Raw genomic sequence first — 19,249 nt, forward strand, 5'->3', positions numbered from 1 at the left:
TTGGACGAGATGAACGATCGCACCTGCATCGTCACGCGCAAGAGCGCCGAACCGGATGATCTGATCCGGTTCGTCGTCGGCCCGGATTCGACTGTTTTTCCAGACCTCAAGAGAAATCTGCCCGGCCGCGGTTGCTGGGTGACGGCCGACCGCCTACATATCGACAAGGCGGAGGCCAAGGGCATGTTCGCCCGCGCCTTCAAGGCGCAGGTCGTCGTGCCGCCCAATTTGGGCGCCATGGTTGATAATCTGCTCGTCAGATCGGCGCTTGGCGCGCTTGGGCTTGCCCGCAAGGCCGGTCTGGTGGCACTAGGTGCCGCCAAGGTCGACTCCACGGTCCGCGCCGGCAAGGCGCTTTTAGTACTCCATGCTTATGAGGGCGCCGAAGACGGCGTCCGCAAGATCACCCAGGCCCGCAAGGCCACAGTGCATATCGGCGGGCCTGCAACGCCTGCCTATAAACTTTTTTCGGAAGCCGAATTGGGTTTGGCATTGGGTGCAACAAATGTGATACATGCTGCCGTCCTCGCGGGAGAAGCGGGCAAGGCGGTCACGAAGCGCATGGTTGCGCTTGACCGATATCGGGGCGGATCCCCGGATGATCTGGCAATGATTGCGGCGATTGCCTACGACGATGATGCCGCAGAGGATATGGAATGAGCGACACTAAATCGGGCGATGACAACACGTTGAGCGTCACTCCGAAGAAGACCTTGACGCTGAAGCGCCCGGGATCGGAGCAGGGAACCGTACGCCAGAACTTCTCGCACGGCCGCACAAAGCAGGTCGTCGTGGAGACGAAGAAGCGTAAGTTCTCCATGCCCGGCGACAAGCACGAGCCCACACCGACGGCGGCGACAGTCTTTGCGCCCAAGCCTCAGCCAGCAGCGCCCGCGCCGGCAGCGCCGGTTGCGCCTGTGGCCGCGACACCGGTCGTTGCGGCTCCGGTTGCGCCGGCTCCTGTTGCGCCAGCACCCGTTGTTGCGCCTCCGGTCGCCGCAGCGCCGGCCCCTGTCGTGAGAGAGACGCCCAGGCCTGCTCGTCAGCCCGAGCGTTCGGGCATGGTGCTGAACTCATTGTCGCGCAGCGAGATGGAAGCGCGTCGTCGCGCGCTTGAAGGCTCGGTCGTGCGTGAGCAGGAAGACCGCCTGCGCGCTGTCGAGGACGCACGTCGCCGCCTCGAGGAAGAAGAGCGCCGCCGCAAGGAGCGCGAGGATTCCGCTCGCCGCCAGGCCGAGGAAGAGGCTCGTCTCAAGACCGAGGCCGAGTCGCGCCGTCGTGCCGAGGACGAGGCACGCCGCCGTGCTCCGTCAGCGGCTCTCGAAGCCAATGTTCCCGACGAGGTGGAAGCCAAGCCGAAGGGCCGCGTTGGTCCCGGCTCCGCGGCCGCATCGCCGATCCGCCGCATTGCGACCCCTGAGGTTGCCCGTCCGGCCAAGACCAAGACCGAGGACGACCGTCGTCGCGGCAAGCTGACGCTCAATACGGCGCTGACTTCCGCGGATGGCGACGCCCGTTCACGTTCGCTGTCGGCGATGCGTCGCCGTCAGGAGAAGTTCAAGCGTGCGATGCACAACGAACCGCGCGAGAAGATCATTCGCGAGGTTACCCTTCCCGAGACCATCACCATCCAGGAACTCGCTCAGCGTATGTCCGAGCGCGCCGTCGATGTCGTGAAGTTCTTCATGAAGCAGGGCCAGATGATGAAGCCGGGCGACGTCATCGACGCCGATACGGCTGAACTGATCGCTGCCGAATTCGGCCATACGGTTCGCCGCGTTGCCGAGTCCGACATCGAAGAAGGCCTGTTCGACATCGCCGATCACAGCGCGACGCTGGTTACGCGTCCGCCTGTCGTCACCATCATGGGCCACGTCGATCACGGCAAGACCTCGCTGCTTGACGCGATCCGCCAGGCCAACGTCGTTTCCGGCGAAGCCGGTGGCATCACCCAGCATATCGGTGCCTACCAGGTCGAGAAGAACGGTCAGAAGATCACCTTCATCGACACCCCCGGCCACGCCGCCTTCACGGCGATGCGTGCCCGTGGTGCCCAGGCGACCGACATCGCGATCCTGGTGGTCGCGGCCGACGATAGCGTGATGCCGCAGACCATCGAGTCGATCAGCCATGCCAAGGCTGCCGGCGTGCCGATCATCGTCGCCATCAACAAGATCGACAAGCCGTCGGCGGATGCCCAGAAGGTCCGTACCGAACTGCTGCGCCACGAAGTCTTCGTGGAATCGATGGGCGGTGAAGTGCTCGACGTCGAGGTTTCGGCGAAGAACGGCACCAATCTCGACAAGCTGCTCGAGGCGATCCTGCTGCAGGCCGAAGTTCTCGACCTCAAGGCCAACCCCGACCGTACGGCCGAGGGTGTGGTCATCGAAGCCAAGCTCGACAAGGGCCGTGGCCCGGTTGCGACAGTGCTGGTCCAGACCGGCACGCTGCTGCCAGGCGACATCCTCGTCGCCGGCGACCAGTGGGGCCGCGTCCGCGCTCTGGTCGATGATCGTGGCAACCGTCTCGAAGAAGCTCCTCCGGCGATGCCGGTCGAGATTCTCGGCCTGCAGGGCACGCCTCAGGCTGGCGACCGCTTCGCGGTTGTCAACAACGAGGCCCGTGCCCGCGAGATCACCGAGTACCGCCAGCGTCTGGCGCGCGACAAGGCTGTCGCCAAGCACGCCACGCAGCGCGGCTCGCTCGAGCAGATGATGACGCAGCTGCAGTCGTCCGGCCTCAAGGAATTCCCGCTCATCATCAAGGGTGACGTGCAGGGTTCGGTCGAGGCGATCATCGCAGCGCTCGACAAGCTCGGTACCGACGAGGTGCGTGCGCGCATCGTTCATTCGGGCGCCGGCGCCATCACCGAAAGCGACGTCACGCTCGCCGAGACATCGGGTGCGGCGATCATCGGCTTCAACGTCCGCGCCAATGCGCAGGCGCGTCACGCCGCTGAGCAGCAGGGCATCGAGATCCGCTACTACAACATCATCTACAACCTCGTGGATGATGTTAAGGATGCGATGTCGGGCCTGCTGTCGCCGGAACGCCGCGAAACCTTCATCGGCAACGCCGAGATCCTCGAAGTCTTCAACATCACGAAGACCGGCAAGGTCGCGGGCTGCCGTGTCACCGAAGGCAAGGTCGAACGTGGCGCAGGCGTCCGCCTGATCCGCGACAACGTTGTCATCCACGAAGGCACGCTCAAGACGCTCAAGCGCTTCAAGGACGAAGTCTCCGAAGTTCCGGTCGGCCAGGAATGTGGTATGGCCTTCCAGAACTACGAAGACATGCGCGCAGGCGACGTCATCGAGTGCTTCCGCGTGGAGATGGTGACCCGGAGGCTCTAAGCCTCTGGCATTTGTCTAATCGTTTGGACGGTGGCCGTTCGGCCGCCGTCCGTTTTCGTGCAGCAGGAAGCGCGGTCCCATTCCGCCTCCTGCGACATATGGATTTTCAGGACCATGTCGCGTTTACAGAGTTCAGGCCCAACCCAGCGCCAGCTTCGCGTCGGCGAACAGGTGCGTCATGCGCTTTCCGAAATGCTCCCGCGCGGAGAGATCATCGATCCGGTGATCGAAACGACGGTCATTTCGATCACCGAGGTGCGCATGTCGCCCGACCTCAAGATCGCCACCGCATTCGTGTCGCCGATCGGCGCCAACGATACTGATGCGGTCATCGCCGCGCTCAACAAATACGCCAAGTTCATCCGTGGCCGTGTTTCATTCGCCCTCAAGCAGATGAAATACATGCCGGAATTCCGTTTCCGGCTGGACACCAGTTACGACAATTTCGCCAAGATCAACGATCTGCTGCGCTCGCCCGAAGTGGCGCGCGACCTCGGCGGCGAAGAAGACAAGGAAGACTGACATGTCGCGTCGCGGCAAGAAGAAAGGCCGGCCCGTCTCCGGCTGGCTGGTGCTGGACAAACCCGTGGGCATGGGCTCGACCGAGGCCGTCTCCAAGATCAAGTGGCTGTTCAACGCCGAAAAGGCCGGACATGCCGGAACCCTGGACCCGCTTGCGTCGGGCATGCTGCCGATCGCGCTCGGCGAAGCCACCAAGACCGTGCCCTACGTCATGGATGGCGCAAAGGTTTACCGCTTCACCGTCTCCTGGGGCGAAGAGCGTTCGACCGACGACCTCGAAGGGCCGGTGACCAAGACCTCGGACAAGCGCCCGTCCGAGGAAGAGATCCGTGCTATCATGCCTGCTTACACCGGCGTCATCATGCAGACCCCGCCGCAGTTCTCGGCGATCAAGATCGCCGGCGAGCGCGCCTACGATCTTGCCCGCGAAGGCGAGACCGTCGACATTCCGGCCCGCGAGGTCGAAATCGGCCGCCTCGAGATCATCGAAAACAGTGCTGACCGCACCATCTTCGAGATCGATTGCGGCAAGGGCACCTATGTCCGCTCGCTCGCCCGTGACATGGGTCGCGACCTCGGCTGCTTCGGCCATATCTCCGAGCTGCGCCGCACCGAAGTCGATCCGTTCACGGCCGAGGACTTCGTCACCATCGCCGAGCTCGAAGCCGCTCGCACCGCCGGCCAGCCGGACGGTGAAGAGGGCAAGTGGGACTTCACCGCGATCGACGAATTCGTCGTCGACACCTCGGCTGCGCTCGACTGCCTGCCGCAGGTTGCGGTGACCGACGAGGCCGCGACCAAGATCAGGCTCGGCAACCCCGTCATCGTGCGCGGCCGCGATGCACCGGTGGAGGCCGAAGAAGCCTGTGCCACCGCGCGCGGCAAGCTCGTCGCCATCGGTGCCATCGAGCAGGGCATGTTCAAGCCCAAGCGGGTGTTCACTGCCTGACACTTGTATGCCGGTGCCGTTTCCGGTTGGATCGCGGACATGATTCCGCGGGCGAGACGCAATGGCACTGGCTGAAACCACAGGCAATCGCGGCCATCACCGGCGCGCGCGGCCGCCGGTCGGCGCGTCGCCCGGCACACTGATCGCCGATCCGTCCGCGCGCCAGTCGGCGCTGAACCTGACGCTGATCTCGCCCGATGCCTGCGAGTTCGTCGACAATGCCAGCCTCGACGACGTCGAGGCTGCTTGCAACAATTGGCCATTGATCTGGCTCGATTGCGTCGGCCTGGCCAATGTCGGCCTGATCGAGGAGATCGGCAGGATATTCGGCCTGCATACGCTGGCACTGGAGGATGTGGTCAACACCGGCCAGCGCTCCAAGGCCGACTTCTTCGATGATCATGCCTTCTTCGTGCTGTCGATGATCGACGACGCGAAGACCAGCCGCTACGAGCAGATCTCCTTCTTCTTCGGCGACAAGTTCGTCGTCACCTTCCAGGAGCGCGAGGGTGACCCGTTCGAGCCGGTGCGCCAGCGTATCCGCACCTCCAACCCGAGCCGACTGCGCCATCGCAAGGCCGACTATCTTGCCTATGCGCTGATCGACGCGGTGGTCGACAGCTACTTCCCGATCGTCGATGCCACCGGCGACAAGGTCGACGCCATCGAAGACGAGCTGCTGGCCGCCCCCAGGAAGCAGCACATCAGCCAGCTGCACGGCCTGCGCCGGGCAACCAGCCTGCTCAAGCGCACGATCATGCCATTGCGCGACGCGCTGACCACGCTGATCCGCTCCGATGCTGCTTTCATCTCGGCCGAGACGAAGGTCTATTTCAACGACACGCTCGACCATTCGATCCGGTTGGCCGAAACGGTCGAATCCCAGCGCGAAACGATGATCGGCCTGATCGAGATGCAGCTGTCGCTGTCGCAATCGCGGACCAACGAGATCATCGGCGTGCTGACCATCGTCTCGGCGATCTTCATTCCGCTGACCTTTCTCGCCGGCATATGGGGCATGAATTTCGACCCCGCGAGTTCGCCCTGGAACATGCCCGAGCTGCTTTGGCCTTACGGCTATCCCGCGGCCCTTGGCTTCATGGCCGCGGTCGCGATCTCGCTGGTGCTGTTTTTCCGCTGGCGGAAGTGGCTCTGAACGGCAGCTCCGAGCCGGCTTGCGAATGGGACTGGCTTTTGTTGCCAAATTCCACTATATGCGCCGCAACATTGCACTTTTAAGTGCCTTGTTCCATTGGCCCCAGCTGGACGACATCCCGGCCGTGGGCGTCCCGTTTCCTCCAAATTGAAAGGAAAACACGATGTCGATTACTGCCGAGCGCAAGTCGGAACTGATGACTGAATTCGCAACCGCCAAGGGCGATACCGGTTCGCCGGAAGTCCAGGTTGCCATCCTCTCCGAGCGCATCAAGAACCTGACCGAGCACTTCAAGGACCACAAGAAGGACAACCACTCCCGTCGTGGTCTCCTGGCGCTGGTCTCCCTGCGTCGCTCGCTGCTTGATTACCTCAAGCGCAAGGACGACGCACGCTATCAGACGCTGATCGAGAAACTCGGTCTGCGCCGCTGATGAATTGGCCGGCGGGCTCTCCCAGCGAGAGCCCGCCGCTCGCGCATTCGGGCCATCCCTTTTGATGGTCCATTGGTCCGATCTCGCCACAAGGGTGCGGTCGCGCTGAAAAAGGTTCCGGAGCGCCACAGCGAAGCGCCCGAACCGCCCATGGACGGTCATGGGGCAGGATTGCAGGACGTTCGGTCAGCCGCTTTGCGGCCCACATTTTCCACCGAGCTTCTTGTTGTCTTGCCCGTGGCTGGCCAAACCGAAGCCAAGGCGCGTGCGGAAGACCAGACGGTTTTCCCTAATGGCGCGCTGAACAAGCCAGGGAATTGGCGCGCCGGAATGCGGCGTGGGCCATTCCCGCCACGAAGGACAGATTATGTTCAATCACCACAAAGTTGAAATCGAATGGGGCGGTCGTCCGCTCATCCTCGAGACCGGCAAGATCGCGCGTCAGGCTGACGCCGCCGTTCTCGCCACCTACGGCGAGACCGTCGTTCTCGCGACGGTCGTTTCGGCCAAGGAGCCGAAGCCGGGCTTCGACTTCTTCCCGCTGACCGTCAACTACCAGGAAAAGACCTACGCAGCCGGCAAGATCCCCGGCGGCTATTTCAAGCGTGAAGGCCGTCCGAGCGAGAAGGAGACGCTGGTCTCGCGCCTGATCGACCGCCCGATCCGCCCGCTCTTCGCCGCCGGCTACAAGAACGACACCCAGGTCGTCATCACGGTTGTCCAGCACGACCTCGAAAACGATCCTGACATCCTGTCGATCGTTGCCACCTCGGCTGCCCTCACGCTCTCGGGCGTGCCTTTCATGGGCCCGATCGGCGGCGCGCGCGTCGGCTACATCAACGGCGAATACGTGCTCAACCCGCACATCGACGAGATGCAGGAATCCAAGCTCGACCTCGTTGTCGCCGGCACCGATGCCGCCGTGCTGATGGTCGAGTCGGAAGCCAAGGAACTGGCTGAAGACATCATGCTCGGCGCCGTCATGTTCGGTCACCGCGGCTTCCAGCCGGTCATCGACGCCATCATCAAGCTGGCCGAAGTGGCTGCCAAGGATCCGCGCGACTTCACCGCGCCGGATTATTCCGAGCTTGAAGCCGAGATGCTGAAGATCGTCGAAGGCGAGCTGCGCGACGCTTACAAGAACATCGACAAGCAGGCCCGTTATGCCGCTGTCGACGCGGTCAAGGCCAAGGTCAAGGCTGCTTTCGCCGCTGAAGGCGACGAAGCTCCGAAGTGGTCGGCCGACAAGGTCGCCACCGTGTTCAAGGAACTCCAGGCCAAGATCGTGCGCTGGAACATCCTCGACACCGGTTCGCGCATCGACGGCCGTGACCTCTCGACGGTCCGCCAGATCGTTTCCGAAGTCGGCGTCCTGCCGCGCACCCATGGTTCGTCGCTGTTCACCCGCGGCGAGACCCAGGCGCTGGTCGTTGCCACGCTCGGCACCGGCGAAGACGAGCAGTATGTCGACTCGCTGACCGGCATGTACAAGGAGAAGTTCCTCCTTCACTACAACTTCCCGCCCTACTCGGTTGGTGAGACCGGCCGCATGGGTTCGCCCGGCCGCCGCGAAATCGGCCACGGCAAGCTCGCCTGGCGCGCAGTGCGTCCGATGCTGCCGGCTGCCGAGCAGTTCCCCTACACGCTGCGTGTCGTCTCCGAGATCACCGAGTCGAACGGCTCGTCTTCGATGGCTACCGTCTGCGGCACCTCGCTTGCGCTGATGGATGCTGGCGTTCCGCTGCAGAAGCCGGTTGCCGGCATTGCCATGGGCCTGATCAAGGAAGGCGAGCGCTTCGCCGTTCTCTCCGACATCCTGGGCGACGAGGATCACCTCGGCGACATGGACTTCAAGGTTGCCGGCACGACCAACGGCATCACCGCGCTGCAGATGGACATCAAGATCGACGGCATCACCGAAGAGATCATGAACATCGCGCTCGGCCAGGCCAAGGACGGCCGCCTGCACATCCTCGGCGAAATGGCCAAGGCTCTGTCGGAAGGCCGCTCGGAGCTCGGCGAATTCGCTCCGCGCATCGAGGTCATGCACATCCCAACCGACAAGATCCGTGAAGTCATCGGTTCGGGTGGCAAGGTCATCCGCGAGATCGTCGAAAAGACCGGCGCCAAGATCAACATCGAGGACGACGGCACGGTCAAGATCGCTTCGTCGAACGCCAAGGAGATCGAGGCGGCCAAGAAGTGGATCCACACCATCGTGGCTGAGCCGGAAGTCGGCGAGATCTACGAAGGCACGGTCGTCAAGACCGCTGACTTCGGCGCCTTCGTCAACTTCTTCGGCCCGCGCGACGGCCTCGTCCACATCTCGCAGCTTGCCAACGACCGCGTTGCCAAGACCTCGGATGTGGTCAAGGAAGGCGACAAGGTCTGGGTCAAGCTGATGGGCTTCGACGAGCGCGGCAAGGTCCGCCTGTCGATGAAGGTCGTCGACCAGGAAACGGGCAAGGAAATTGCTCGCGACAAGAAGGCTGAAGGCGAAGAATCCGCCGCCTGATAGCCTGATAAGTTGATAAGAAGCGGGCGCGCCGTAAGGTCGCGCCCGTTTTCGTTTGTCGTGCGTCCTTCGAGGCTCGCTTCGCTCGCACCTCAGGATGAGGTAGGTAGCGGCTCGGTGGCCACGGCATGACAGGTTCCATCAAGCCACAACATCTCCGGTTGGTGGCGCCAACCACCCTCATCCTGAGGTGCTTGCCTGAAGCGAGCCTCGAAGGACGCCCGACTAGGAAGCCAGAATGCGCGACGCCCTGAAAACCCTGTTCTATCCCTTCGAGGCCGAGCTGCTGGCAATGCCGGGGCAGGGCACGCGTGCCCTGTTCATCGGGGCTGAGCCGGGCTTCAGGAAGCCGCAGGGCTTCGATGCGAAGCTCTCGCTGGTTCAGGGCTTCCGGCCTCACGTGCTGGCCCTGGCGGCCGCTGGGCACGATGTTGCGGCGCGCGCCGAGGAAGATGGCTTCGACGTCACGCTTGTGCTTGCCGGGCGTCATCGTGGACTGAACGAGCTACGTGTCGCCGAGGCGATCAAGCGCGTGGTGCCAGGCGGGCTGGTCGTCGTTGCCGGTGGCAAGGATGATGGCATCGCCAGCCTGCGCAAGCGGCTTGGCGGCCTGCTCGACATCGAGGACCATCTGCCGAAATATCACGGCACGGCACTGTGGTTCCGCCGTAACGCCCAGGCAGAGGCTGCGGCAGCGACGCTGCGGGCCGACAATCCGGAGATGCTGGTCGAAGGCCGCTTCCGCACCGCGCCCGGCATGTTCTCGTTTGAACGTGTCGATGCGGGTTCGCGGCTGCTGGTCGACAACCTGCCTGCTGACATCAAGGGCAAGGTCGCCGATTTCTGTGCCGGTTGGGGCTATGTCGCGGCCGAGGTGGCCGCGCGCGCCAAGGAACTCAAGGCGCTCGACCTGTTCGAGGCCGACTTCGATGCGCTGGAGGCGGCCAGGGCCAACGTTCCCGGCACGCCTGTCCAGCCCGGGTTCCACTGGCAGGATCTCGCCAAGGAGCCGGTCGAGCGGCGCTATGATCTGGTGGTGATGAATCCGCCGTTCCACCAGGATCGCGACGCGGACCCGGAGATCGGCCAGCGCATGATCAAGGCAGCTGCCGCGGCGCTCAAGCCGGGCGGCCGGCTGTTCATGGTGGCCAACCGCCATCTGCCCTACCAGCCGGTGCTGGCGCAGGCCTTCTCGTCGGTTCAGGAAATCGCCGTCGACAGCGCCTTCAGGGTCTATTCGGCGAAGCGCTGACGTCGAGCGTCAGTGGACGCGGGCGACGCCCTCTGTGCCTTGCGTCAGCGCCGGGTCGCCGAGGCTGAGCGGTGCTGGGCGGCCGAAGAAGTAGCCTTGGACTTCCTGGCAACCGGCGGCCCTGAGCAGGGTCGCCTGGTTTTCCGTTTCCACGCCTTCGGCAATGGTACGCACGCCAAGCGCCCGCGACAGGCCGACGATCGTCGAAACCACGGCGCCCGAATTGCTGTCGGTTTCCATGCGGCTGACGAAGGAACGGTCGATCTTGAGCTTGTGGAACGAGAAGTCGATCAGGTAGGCGAGGTTCGAGTAGCCGGTGCCGAAATCGTCGACCGCCACTGAAATGCCCATCGCCGTCAGCTGCTTCAGGATCAGGGCCGCGCGGTCGCGGTCCTGCATCATCGCCGATTCGGTCAGTTCGAGTTCGAGCCGCTTGGGCTCGATGCCGGTTTCCTTGATGATCCGCTCGACGATGCCGACGAAATCGCGGGTCATGAACTGCACCGGCGAAATGTTGACAGCAACGAAGCAGTCTTCCGGCAGCAGGCGGGCATCGGTGCAGGCCTTGCGCAGCACCCACTCGCCGATCGGCGCGATCATGCCGGTCTCTTCGGCCACCGAGATGAACTCGACCGGCGGGATCATGCCGCGCTCGGGGTGACGCCAGCGGATCAGGGCCTCGTAGCCGACGACGCGGCCCGACGTCAGGTCGAGCTGCGGCTGGTAGTGCAGGTCGAAGTCGCCGCGCCCGAAGGCGACATGCAGTTCCGATTCCACCCACTGGCGATGGTCGGCAACCCGACCCATTTCGGGCTGGAAGACAGCCCAGTCGCCGATGCCGCTGGCGCGTGCGTTCTGCAGCGCGAGGTTCGAGCGGCGCAACAGCACGACCGGGTCATAACCATCCTTGGGCATGGCGACGACGCCGACCGAGACATTGACCGACTGGAGGTGTGACGGCAGCTGGTAAGGGCGCATCAGGTCGTGGATCAGGCGCTCGACGAGTGTTTCGAGCGAGCAGCGCAGCATCTGGTCTGGATAGAGAATGGCGAATTCGCCGGCGCCGATGCGGCCGATGACCATGTCGCGTGGCAATGCCGCCTTGAGGCGGGCGGTGAAGGCGCGGATCAGCACGTCGCCATTGCTGTAGCCGATGGCGTCGTTGATCTGCTTGAAGCGGTCGATGTCGATGTCGATGAGGAACATCGGCTTGCCGGTGCGGGCCGTGGCGGACGCAGCTTCGGCGATCTTGCCGACCATCGCCGGCCGCGCCAGAAGCCCGGTCAGCTTGTCGAAATGCGTCTCGTTGAAGACGAAGTCTGCCGATTCGTCGACGCCGGCAAAGAACGACATCGCCGCGATCGAGGCTGCCAGTGCGCAAAGGGCGGCAATGACCGCGCTGACCGTATCGCCCGACATGCCGCCGACATCGTCACCAAGGCCGAATTTCAAGGCCCACATGCCCAGCACGAAGCTGCCCATGCCTGAAGCGGCGATGGTAACAAGTCGAAACGTGGGGCTTCGACGGGGATTCCTGGCGGCAGACATGCTGATTTTCCTAACTTGCGTGGCATTTCTACCGATTCGCTCGTTAAGATCGATTTTGACGATTGTCTACAATTTTACCAGCAGGCGTTTTTTATTCGCGCCCGCCGTCCATCTGCTTGAGCTCGTCCAGCGTCGGCATCGACACGATGTGATAGCCCGAATCGACGTAGTGGATCTCGCCTGTGACGCCCGACGACAGGTCGGACAGCAGATAAAGTGCCGAGCCGCCGACCTCGTCGAGGGTCACGGTGCGGCGCAGCGGCGAATTGCGCTGCTGGTAGGTGAACATGTGGCGTGCATCGGCAATGCCCGCGCCCGCAAGCGTGCGTACCGGGCCGGCCGAAATGCCGTTGATGCGGATGCCGCGCGGGCCGTAGTCGTTGGCGAGGTAACGCACGCTGGCCTCAAGGCCCGCCTTGGCGACGCCCATGACGTTGTAGTTCGGCATGACACGCACCGAACCGGCATAGGTCAGCGTGATCATCGAGCCGCCATCGTTCATCAGCGCCGCCGCGTGCTTGGCGACCTCGGTGAAGGAGAAGCACGAGATCACCATGGTGCGCACGAAGTTGTCGCGCGTGGTGTCGGCGTAGAGGCCCTTGAGCTCGTTCTTGTCGGAGAAGCCGATGGCGTGCACAAGAAAGTCGATGCCGCCCCACTTTTCCTTCAACGTCTCGAAGGTCGCGGCAACCGAGGCGCTGTCTTCGACATCGCACGGCACCAGGATCGAGGCGCCGATCTTCTCGGCCAGCGGCTTGACCCGGCGCCCGAAGGCCTCGCCCTGATAGGTGAAGGCCAGTTCGGCACCATGCTCGGCGAGCTTCTGGGCAATGCCCCAGGCAATCGAGTGGTCGTTCGCGACGCCCATGATGAGCCCGCGCTTGCCCTTCATCAATCCGTCCATGTCGGGGTCCCTATGCGGAGAGGCGCTGGAAAACGAGCGTGGCGTTGGTGCCACCGAAGCCGAAGGAGTTAGACAGCACGGTGTCGATCTTGGCGTTGTCGATGCGCTTGCGCACGATCGGCATGCCTTCGAATTCCGGGTCCAGCTCTTCGATATGCGCGCTTTCGCCGATGAAGCCGCCCTGCATCATCAGGATCGAGTAGATCGATTCCTGAACGCCCGCTGCACCCAGCGAGTGGCCGGTCAGCGACTTGGTCGAGGTGATGTTGGGCAGGTTGCCGGCGAAGACTTCGCGGATGGCGCCCATTTCCTTCGAATCGCCCACCGGCGTCGAGGTGCCGTGGGTATTGATGTAGTCGACCGGGCCCTTCACCGTGGCGAGCGCCTGGCGCATGCAGCGCATGGCGCCTTCGCCCGACGGCGCGACCATGTCGTAGCCGTCCGACGTCGCGCCATAGCCGACCAGCTCGGCATAGATCTTGGCGCCGCGCGCCTTGGCATGCTCGAGCTCTTCCAGCACCAGCACGCCGGCGCCGCCGGCGATGACGAAGCCGTCGCGGTTGACGTCGTAGGCACGCGAGGCGACCGAGGCGCGGTCATTGTACTTAGACGACATCGCGCCCATCGCGTCGAACAGGTTCGACATCGTCCAGTCGAGGTCCTCGTGGCCGCCGGCGAACATGATGTCCTGCTTGCCCCACTGGATCATCTCCGCCGCATTGCCGATGCAATGCGCCGAGGTCGAGCAGGCAGACGAGATTGAGTAGTTGACGCCGTGGATCTTGAACCAGGTGGCGAGCGTCGCCGAGGCCGTCGACGACATCGCCTTCGGCACCGCGAAAGGCCCGATGCGCTTGGGGCTGTTGTTCTTGAGCGTGATCTCGGCGGCTTCGACGATCGTGCGCGTCGACGGGCCGCCCGAGCCCATGATGATGCCGGTGCGTTCGTTGCCCGACACGTCGCTCTCTTCGAGGCCGCTATCGGCGATCGCCTGCTTCATCGCGACGTGGTTCCACATGCCGCCCTGCGACAGGAAACGGGAGGCGCGGCGGTCGACGAGATCGCTCGTGTCGAGGTTCGGCGAACCCCAGACCTGGCACTTGAAGCCATGCTCGGCGAAGGATTCGGAGAAGCTGATGCCGGACTTGGCGTCACGCAGCGAGGCTTGCACTTCGGAAGCGTTGTTGCCGATGGACGACACGATTCCAAGGCCAGTTACGACGACCCGTCTCATTCAGATTTCCTTTCAGAATGTCCGCCAGCCCTTAGACTGCGGCTTCCTGCTTCGAGAGCCCGACCTTGAGGTCGAGGGCCTTGTAGATAGGTTCGCCGTCGGCCTTCAACCAGCCATCGGCGATGCCGAGCACCAAACGGCCGCGCATGACGCGCTTGAAGTCGATGCCATATTCGACCTTCTTGACCGAAGGCGTGACCATGCCCTTGAACTTCACTTCGCCGGTCGAGAGCGCCATGCCCTTGCCCTGTTCGCCAAGCCAGCCGAGGTAGAAGCCGGTCAGCTGCCACATGGCGTCGAGGCCGAGGCAGCCCGGCATGATGGGATTGCCGATGAAGTGGCAGGGGAAGAACCACAGGTCCGGCCTGATGTCGAATTCGGCGCGGACGAAGCCCTTGTCGAACTCGCCGCCGGTCTCGCTGATCTCGGTGATGCGATCGAACATCAGCATCGGCGGAGCGGGCAGCTGGGCGTTGCCGGGTCCGAACAGCTCGCCGCGGGCGCAGGCCAGCAATTCCTCGTAGCCGTAGCTGGATTTCTGATCGGCCATGAACACCTTCCCCGTCAACGTTTCGGGCGGTGCCACGCCCTTCTTGTGTGCTCTCACTAGCACAGACTGTTTGCAGCCGGAAACCGGCGATTGCGATTAACGTGCCCGTCCGCGTGGGTCAATGCGCGCTATTGATCGCATTTGAGTGACAGAATATATGTCAGGCATAGCTTGCCGGCTGCCGATCCGATTTTGGCGCGCCAGCAGGCTGGATTTGGGGCGAAGGCAAACTTCGACGAGGCAACGAGTGGATTCCCACAAGGCAAGCATTGCTGTGGAAACGCGTGTCCGTGATGCGGGGCTTAGGCCCACGCGTCAGCGCATTGCGTTGGCCGAACTGCTGTTCGCCAAGGGCGACCGCCACCTTTCGGCTGAAGAGCTGCATGAGGAAGCCTTGTCGGCCGGCGTGCCGGTGTCGCTGGCGACCGTCTACAACGCGTTGCACCAGTTCACCGAGTCGGGACTCTTGCGCATCCTGGCTGTCGAAGGCTCGAAGACCTATTTCGACACCAACACCTCAGACCATCACCACTTCTTCATCGAAGGCGAAAACCGGGTGTTCGATATCGAATCGGGCCCCGTCACGGTCACCAACCTGCCGGAGCCTCCGGAAGGCATGGAAATCGCCAACGTCGATATCGTGGTGAGGCTCAGGCCCAAGCGCCCGGCCTGAGGCCACCGATCCCGGCCGCTGCGGCCGGGATAAAATCAGTTCTCGATGCTTTCGCCGGGGTATGCGCCCCAGACCTGCGACTGGTTCAGCCAGCCGCTGGTGCCGGAAAAGCTCATCTCGCACCAGTCGCCGTTGCACTGCTTGATCGAACCGACGACGCCGGGGTCGATGATGGCGACGGTGCGCGCGCCGCTTTCGGGCTTGGCGAGCAGGTTGAGCTGTGCCGGCTTGCCGCGTTGCCACGGTGCCGTCATCGCCGTGCGGTGACCCGACAGCAGCGACTGGTTGATCCAGCCCTCGGCACCTTCGGAATCGCGCACGCGGCGCCAGTTGTCATATTCCTGGATGATTTCCATCGGCAGGCCTGGCTTCATGTAGAGCCAGTCGACCGGGTAATTGACGCCGGGGCCGATGCGCGAATTGACCTTGCCCGACTTCAGGCTGACGAATCGCGGCAGTGGCAGCCCGCTCGGACCGATCGTCCCATTCTGGGCGGCCGCGGCCGGGCCGACAAACGCGGTGCCGGGCGAAACGAAAGCAAGGCCGATCAGTGCTGCGCTGACGGCCAGACGGAGCGACACGAAACCAGACACTTCCGTAACCTCTGTTTGAACTTGGCGCCCTTTTGGCGGGCACCCTTTTTCTTTGTCTTCGGCGGCACTGCTTGTTACACAGATTACCGCTCATGGATCGGATTGCAGTTTCGCCGGTCTTGGTTAAAGAGGTCTCAACGAGATCTTCGTCGAGGATAGAATGGCCGGTCGAAAAAAGCCTCTCGTCGTCATTACGCGCAAGCTGCCCGACCAGGTCGAGACGCGCATGCGCGAGCTCTTCGACGCGCGGCTGAATGTCGACGACAGGCCGATGAGCCAGCCGGAGCTGGTCGCGGCGGTCAAGGAAGCCGATGTGCTGGTGCCGACGGTGACCGACACCATCGACGCCGCACTGATCGAACAGGCCGGCCCCAATCTCAAGCTGATCGCCAATTTCGGCAACGGCGTCGACAAGATCGACGTCACCGCGGCCGCCAAGCGCGGCATCACCGTGACCAACACGCCGAACGTCCTGACCGAAGACACCGCCGACATGGCCATGGCGCTGATGCTCGCCGTGCCGCGCCGCCTGACCGAGGGCGCCAGCGTTCTTACCAGTGACAAAAAGTGGGCCGGCTGGTCGCCGACATGGATGCTCGGCCGCCGCATCGGCGGCAAGCGTCTCGGCATCGTCGGCATGGGCCGCATCGGCACCGCCGTTGCCCGCCGCGCCAAGGCCTTCGGCCTGTCGATCCACTATCACAACCGCCACCGCGTGCTGCAGTCGGTCGAAGACGAACTGGAGGCGACCTATTGGGAGAGCCTCGACCAGATGCTGGCCCGAATGGACATCATCTCGATCAACTGCCCCTCGACGCCGGCGACCTTCCATCTGCTGTCGGGCCGCAGGCTGGCGCTGATGCAACCGCACGCCTATCTCGTCAACATCGCCCGCGGCGATATCATCGACGAGGATGCGCTGGTCAAGATGCTGCAGGACGGCAAGCTTGCCGGTGCCGCCCTCGACGTCTTCGAGCACGAGCCGGCGGTCAACCACAAGCTGCTCAAGCTCGCCGCCAAGGGCAAGGTGGTGCTGATGCCGCATATGGGCTCGGCGACAATCGAGGGCCGCATCGACATGGGCGAAAAGGTCATCATCAACATCCGCGCCCATGTCGACGGGCACCGCCCGCCGGATAGGGTGCTGCCACTGAGGACTTGAGCGGGGCGTATGGTCGTGCGTCCTTCGAGGCTCGCCCTTTGGGCGAGCACCTCAGGATGAGGACGGTCGGCGCTCTTCAGGTTGAGAACGATTGCCGCGTTGCTACCGCAGCGTTTGAGGCTTTGTTGTTTGCTGCCGCCTTTTGCTGCCGCTATGGCTGCGGGTTTGGCGGTTCAGGATCTGGGGTGCAGCACCCGCGGTCCTCTTCCTGAGGTGCGAGCGTAGCGAGCCTCGAAGGACGCAGGGCCCCTGCCGCCCGCCTCAATCGGAAACGCTGATTTCCCCATCAGCGTCGACCCGCACGTGCCGGCCCTTGAAGGCGCTGAACGCCTCTCGCGGCAACTTCACCGCCACCGGCGTCTGCCAGCCCATCTCGCGCGCCACGATCAGCCCGAGCAGCAGGATGGCGTCGGGCTCGTGCAGCACCAGCGCTGCCGGCGCATGGCCGGCATGCACAAGCTCCATCAGCACCGCCGAAGCCGACGACGAACCAATGGTGCCGGGCAAAAACAGCACCTTGCCTGATATGCATTGCCCGCATTCGGGATGGCGCACGTCGGCGATGCGTCCGGATTTCGCATCGACGCCGCCCCAGAAGCTGATCGGCGCCGACAGGATCAGGGCCGGGCCTTCGCCCGCTTTGCCCGGGACCAGGATTTCGGCGTGCGTGCTCACGAGTTGAGCCTCGCGAATACCGGTCGTCCTATGACAGCGCTCTCGACGCAGTCGGCAAGCGAGCCATAAAGCACGGCGTAACCGGTATTGCCCGGCGCATAGTGCGCGAATTTTCCGGAATTGGTCATCAGCACGCCATCGGCCTGGTCTGGCAGGATCGGCGTCACCACCACGCAGGTGTCGGCAACGATCACCACGCCCAAGGCCTCCAGCGCCTTGCGCCGGCCGTCGCTGTCGAGCTCGGTCAGGACATGCCGGCCGGTGCAGGCATGGATCGGCACTGCAAGCCGTCGCCCCGCCATCAGCCGCTCAAGCGCATCGAACTCGGCCAGCGACAGATGCGGGCTGCCGATGGCGACCGCGTCGATCCGGTCGGTGCTTTCAGCCGTCGACAGCCGTGCTTGCGCCTGCCTGACCATGTCAGGCGTCACCCGGATCACCGTTTCAGCCTCGACGCCACCCAGCGCGGTCGCGGCGTCAGGCGCTTCCGGCGTCACGCCTGAAATATGGAACAGCCCGACGGCACCCGACGATGCGGCAGCCGCGCCAAAGGCCTTGAGCGCGTCCTCGCCGGGATTTTTCTCCACCCCGGTCACCACGCCGATCGCGTTGCCGACCTCGCGGCCATAGAGGCTGCCGAGCACCGGCCAGGCGATCTCGGAGGCGAGGAACTCGGGGGGCAGGGCGGAGACGTCGAGCACCAGGCTGGCCCGCCGGTTCTCGGCTTGATGCAGGCCGTAGTCAGGTGCCCGTCCTGATATCGCGCAGGCAATGTCCAAAAAGTCGCCGTAGCGGTTGGTGCGCGCGCCGAGCACCGAATTGCAGAACACCACCGCGTTGGATTCACCCCAGGCGACGTCAGTGCCGAAGGCCGGGCGATGGCCGGCCTGATAGGGCGCGCAGGTCCAGCTCTGCTCGCAGCCGAGCTTGCGGTAGGCTTCCATCATCCGCCGCGCCATGGAGCGTTGCGGCTCTTCCAGCCGCACGCGCGAACAGCCCATCAGATCGAGCGCGCCGACATTGAGCGTTGCGCGCACCGCAACGCGCGCGCCACCTTCGACCAGCCTTTCGGCGAACAATGTGCCCGAATCGCCGTGATAGAGCGCGCCGTCGATATGCGCCGAGGCGATCGGGATCAGCCTGGGCGCGCCGAGCAGCGTGGCGCTTTCGGCGACGATGCGCATCGCCATCGCCGCACCATCAGTGCCGCCGGCGATATGGCGCTCGTCGCTGGTGAGGTCGAGGCTCAAGTGAGCGTCTTCCGAAAGGTGATCGAGGTCGGGCGGTCGAAGCCGTCATGCGCCGTGCGCTCGAACTCGACAAAACCCAGCTTCGCAAAGGTCGCGTGGTTCGTGGCGAGCTCGATTCGGGTCTGCAGTTCGAGCACCGGCTTGCCTTGTGCGATGGCATGGCGTTCGGCGGCCAGCATCAGCGCCCGGCCGATTCCCAGGCCGCGTGCACTGTCGTCGACGGCCAGCTTGCCGACATAAAATGCGTCGCTCCGTTCGGCGGCGAAGATGCAGCCGACGAGCCGCCCTTCAAGCGTCGCGATGAAGCAGACTTCGTCCTTGGCCTTGTCGCGCAGGTTGGCAGGCGTCAGCCGGTGCGCCGAGGACGGCGGGTCGATGACGCCGTCCATGTAGGCAAAGCAGCGCATGATCAGGTCGAGCAGGTCGTCCCAACGCTCGAAATCCTGGGGCAGGCGCGCAATGGTCACCTGTGCTGCCACG

At 63.8% G+C, this 19,249-nt stretch carries 18 protein-coding genes; 10 read left to right on the forward strand and 8 right to left on the reverse strand.

Annotated elements, in window-relative coordinates:
• Positions 1–9 precede the first annotated feature (9 nt).
• The 8 genes from J1C56_RS22265 (at position 10) to J1C56_RS22300 (ending at position 10,180) form a co-directional block, all read left to right on the forward strand.
• Entirely contained in the window at positions 10–660 is a 651-nt protein-coding gene (locus J1C56_RS22265; RefSeq protein WP_214392376.1) for an RNA-binding protein, read from the forward strand.
• Positions 657–3,353: a translation initiation factor IF-2 gene (gene infB, locus J1C56_RS22270; protein ID WP_214392239.1), complete on the forward strand. Its 2,697-nt coding sequence runs from the start codon at positions 657–659 to the stop codon at positions 3,351–3,353. Before J1C56_RS22265 ends, infB begins: the two co-directional genes overlap by 4 nt.
• A 114-nt stretch (positions 3,354–3,467) precedes the next feature.
• Positions 3,468–3,875 (forward strand): 30S ribosome-binding factor RbfA, encoded by a 408-nt coding sequence (gene rbfA / locus J1C56_RS22275; RefSeq protein WP_214392240.1) that lies wholly within the window; start codon positions 3,468–3,470, stop codon positions 3,873–3,875.
• Between the two features lies 1 nt (position 3,876).
• Positions 3,877–4,824 (forward strand): tRNA pseudouridine(55) synthase TruB, encoded by a 948-nt coding sequence (truB, locus tag J1C56_RS22280; protein ID WP_214392241.1) that lies wholly within the window; start codon positions 3,877–3,879, stop codon positions 4,822–4,824.
• A gap of 61 nt (positions 4,825–4,885) precedes the next feature.
• Complete coding sequence (gene corA / locus J1C56_RS22285) at positions 4,886–5,980, forward strand: magnesium/cobalt transporter CorA (RefSeq protein ID WP_214392242.1); 1,095 nt, start codon at positions 4,886–4,888, stop codon at positions 5,978–5,980.
• Positions 5,981–6,143: 163 nt separating this feature from the next.
• On the forward strand, positions 6,144–6,413 hold the full coding sequence (rpsO, locus tag J1C56_RS22290; protein ID WP_184773233.1) for a 30S ribosomal protein S15: 270 nt from the start codon (positions 6,144–6,146) through the stop codon (positions 6,411–6,413).
• A gap of 367 nt (positions 6,414–6,780) precedes the next feature.
• A complete protein-coding gene (gene pnp, locus J1C56_RS22295; protein WP_214392243.1) occupies positions 6,781–8,928 on the forward strand; it encodes a polyribonucleotide nucleotidyltransferase in 2,148 nt (715 codons plus the stop codon).
• Between the two features lie 238 nt (positions 8,929–9,166).
• Entirely contained in the window at positions 9,167–10,180 is a 1,014-nt protein-coding gene (locus J1C56_RS22300; RefSeq protein WP_214392244.1) for a class I SAM-dependent methyltransferase, read from the forward strand.
• A 9-nt stretch (positions 10,181–10,189) separates the two neighbouring features.
• Here the strand turns inward: J1C56_RS22300 and J1C56_RS22305 are convergent, their stop codons facing one another.
• The 4 genes from J1C56_RS22305 to fabA all read right to left on the reverse strand — a co-directional run bounded on the left by J1C56_RS22305 (position 10,190) and on the right by fabA (position 14,416).
• The gene (locus tag J1C56_RS22305; protein ID WP_214392245.1) at positions 10,190–11,728 is read right to left on the reverse strand and encodes a putative bifunctional diguanylate cyclase/phosphodiesterase; all 1,539 of its coding nucleotides are present in this window, start codon (positions 11,726–11,728) and stop codon (positions 10,190–10,192) included.
• Between the two features lie 91 nt (positions 11,729–11,819).
• A complete protein-coding gene (gene fabI, locus J1C56_RS22310) occupies positions 11,820–12,632 on the reverse strand; it encodes an enoyl-ACP reductase FabI (protein ID WP_214392246.1) in 813 nt (270 codons plus the stop codon).
• 10 nt (positions 12,633–12,642) lie between these two features.
• Entirely contained in the window at positions 12,643–13,866 is a 1,224-nt protein-coding gene (gene fabB / locus J1C56_RS22315; protein WP_214392247.1) for a beta-ketoacyl-ACP synthase I, read from the reverse strand.
• A gap of 31 nt (positions 13,867–13,897) precedes the next feature.
• Positions 13,898–14,416: a 3-hydroxyacyl-[acyl-carrier-protein] dehydratase FabA gene (gene fabA, locus J1C56_RS22320; RefSeq protein ID WP_214392248.1), complete on the reverse strand. Its 519-nt coding sequence runs from the start codon at positions 14,414–14,416 to the stop codon at positions 13,898–13,900.
• A gap of 274 nt (positions 14,417–14,690) precedes the next feature.
• On the opposite strand from fabA, the gene irrA reads away from it, so the two are divergent.
• The gene (gene irrA, locus J1C56_RS22325) at positions 14,691–15,089 is read left to right on the forward strand and encodes an iron response transcriptional regulator IrrA (protein WP_395448410.1); all 399 of its coding nucleotides are present in this window, start codon (positions 14,691–14,693) and stop codon (positions 15,087–15,089) included.
• Positions 15,090–15,124: 35 nt separating this feature from the next.
• Here irrA and J1C56_RS22330 read toward each other — a convergent pair whose 3' ends face one another.
• On the reverse strand, positions 15,125–15,682 hold the full coding sequence (locus J1C56_RS22330) for an SH3 domain-containing protein (protein ID WP_214392250.1): 558 nt from the start codon (positions 15,680–15,682) through the stop codon (positions 15,125–15,127).
• A 160-nt stretch (positions 15,683–15,842) separates the two neighbouring features.
• Between J1C56_RS22330 and J1C56_RS22335 the strand changes: the two genes are divergently transcribed.
• On the forward strand, positions 15,843–16,844 hold the full coding sequence (locus J1C56_RS22335) for a 2-hydroxyacid dehydrogenase (RefSeq protein WP_214392251.1): 1,002 nt from the start codon (positions 15,843–15,845) through the stop codon (positions 16,842–16,844).
• Between the two features lie 261 nt (positions 16,845–17,105).
• Here the strand turns inward: J1C56_RS22335 and J1C56_RS22340 are convergent, their stop codons facing one another.
• From J1C56_RS22340 to J1C56_RS22350, 3 genes are read right to left on the reverse strand one after another with little or no spacing between them, the layout of a single operon-like run.
• The gene (locus J1C56_RS22340; protein WP_214392252.1) at positions 17,106–17,519 is read right to left on the reverse strand and encodes an aconitase X swivel domain-containing protein; all 414 of its coding nucleotides are present in this window, start codon (positions 17,517–17,519) and stop codon (positions 17,106–17,108) included.
• Positions 17,516–18,769: an aconitase X gene (locus J1C56_RS22345; RefSeq protein ID WP_214392253.1), complete on the reverse strand. Its 1,254-nt coding sequence runs from the start codon at positions 18,767–18,769 to the stop codon at positions 17,516–17,518. The genes J1C56_RS22340 and J1C56_RS22345 overlap by 4 nt, the downstream gene beginning before the upstream one ends.
• Positions 18,766–19,248: a GNAT family N-acetyltransferase gene (locus J1C56_RS22350; protein WP_338001485.1), complete on the reverse strand. Its 483-nt coding sequence runs from the start codon at positions 19,246–19,248 to the stop codon at positions 18,766–18,768. Before J1C56_RS22350 ends, J1C56_RS22345 begins: the two co-directional genes overlap by 4 nt.
• Position 19,249 lies beyond the last annotated feature (1 nt).

This window comes from Aminobacter anthyllidis (assembly GCF_018555685.1).
Taxonomy (GTDB): domain Bacteria; phylum Pseudomonadota; class Alphaproteobacteria; order Rhizobiales; family Rhizobiaceae; genus Aminobacter; species Aminobacter anthyllidis.

What these genes read in the sequence shown, in the direction of transcription:
- fabI (WP_214392246.1), bottom strand. Translation starts at nt 12,632, where the DNA reads ATGGACGGATTGATGAAGGGCAAGCGCGGGCTCATCATGGGCGTCGCG.
- J1C56_RS22265 (WP_214392376.1), top strand. Translation starts at nt 10, where the DNA reads ATGAACGATCGCACCTGCATCGTCACGCGCAAGAGCGCCGAACCGGAT.
- truB (WP_214392241.1), top strand. Translation starts at nt 3,877, where the DNA reads ATGTCGCGTCGCGGCAAGAAGAAAGGCCGGCCCGTCTCCGGCTGGCTG.
- fabA (WP_214392248.1), bottom strand. Translation starts at nt 14,416, where the DNA reads ATGGCCGATCAGAAATCCAGCTACGGCTACGAGGAATTGCTGGCCTGC.
- J1C56_RS22335 (WP_214392251.1), top strand. Translation starts at nt 15,843, where the DNA reads ATGGCCGGTCGAAAAAAGCCTCTCGTCGTCATTACGCGCAAGCTGCCC.
- infB (WP_214392239.1), top strand. Translation starts at nt 657, where the DNA reads ATGAGCGACACTAAATCGGGCGATGACAACACGTTGAGCGTCACTCCG.
- J1C56_RS22300 (WP_214392244.1), top strand. Translation starts at nt 9,167, where the DNA reads ATGCGCGACGCCCTGAAAACCCTGTTCTATCCCTTCGAGGCCGAGCTG.
- pnp (WP_214392243.1), top strand. Translation starts at nt 6,781, where the DNA reads ATGTTCAATCACCACAAAGTTGAAATCGAATGGGGCGGTCGTCCGCTC.
- corA (WP_214392242.1), top strand. Translation starts at nt 4,886, where the DNA reads ATGGCACTGGCTGAAACCACAGGCAATCGCGGCCATCACCGGCGCGCG.
- rpsO (WP_184773233.1), top strand. Translation starts at nt 6,144, where the DNA reads ATGTCGATTACTGCCGAGCGCAAGTCGGAACTGATGACTGAATTCGCA.
- fabB (WP_214392247.1), bottom strand. Translation starts at nt 13,866, where the DNA reads ATGAGACGGGTCGTCGTAACTGGCCTTGGAATCGTGTCGTCCATCGGC.
- J1C56_RS22305 (WP_214392245.1), bottom strand. Translation starts at nt 11,728, where the DNA reads ATGTCTGCCGCCAGGAATCCCCGTCGAAGCCCCACGTTTCGACTTGTT.
- rbfA (WP_214392240.1), top strand. Translation starts at nt 3,468, where the DNA reads ATGTCGCGTTTACAGAGTTCAGGCCCAACCCAGCGCCAGCTTCGCGTC.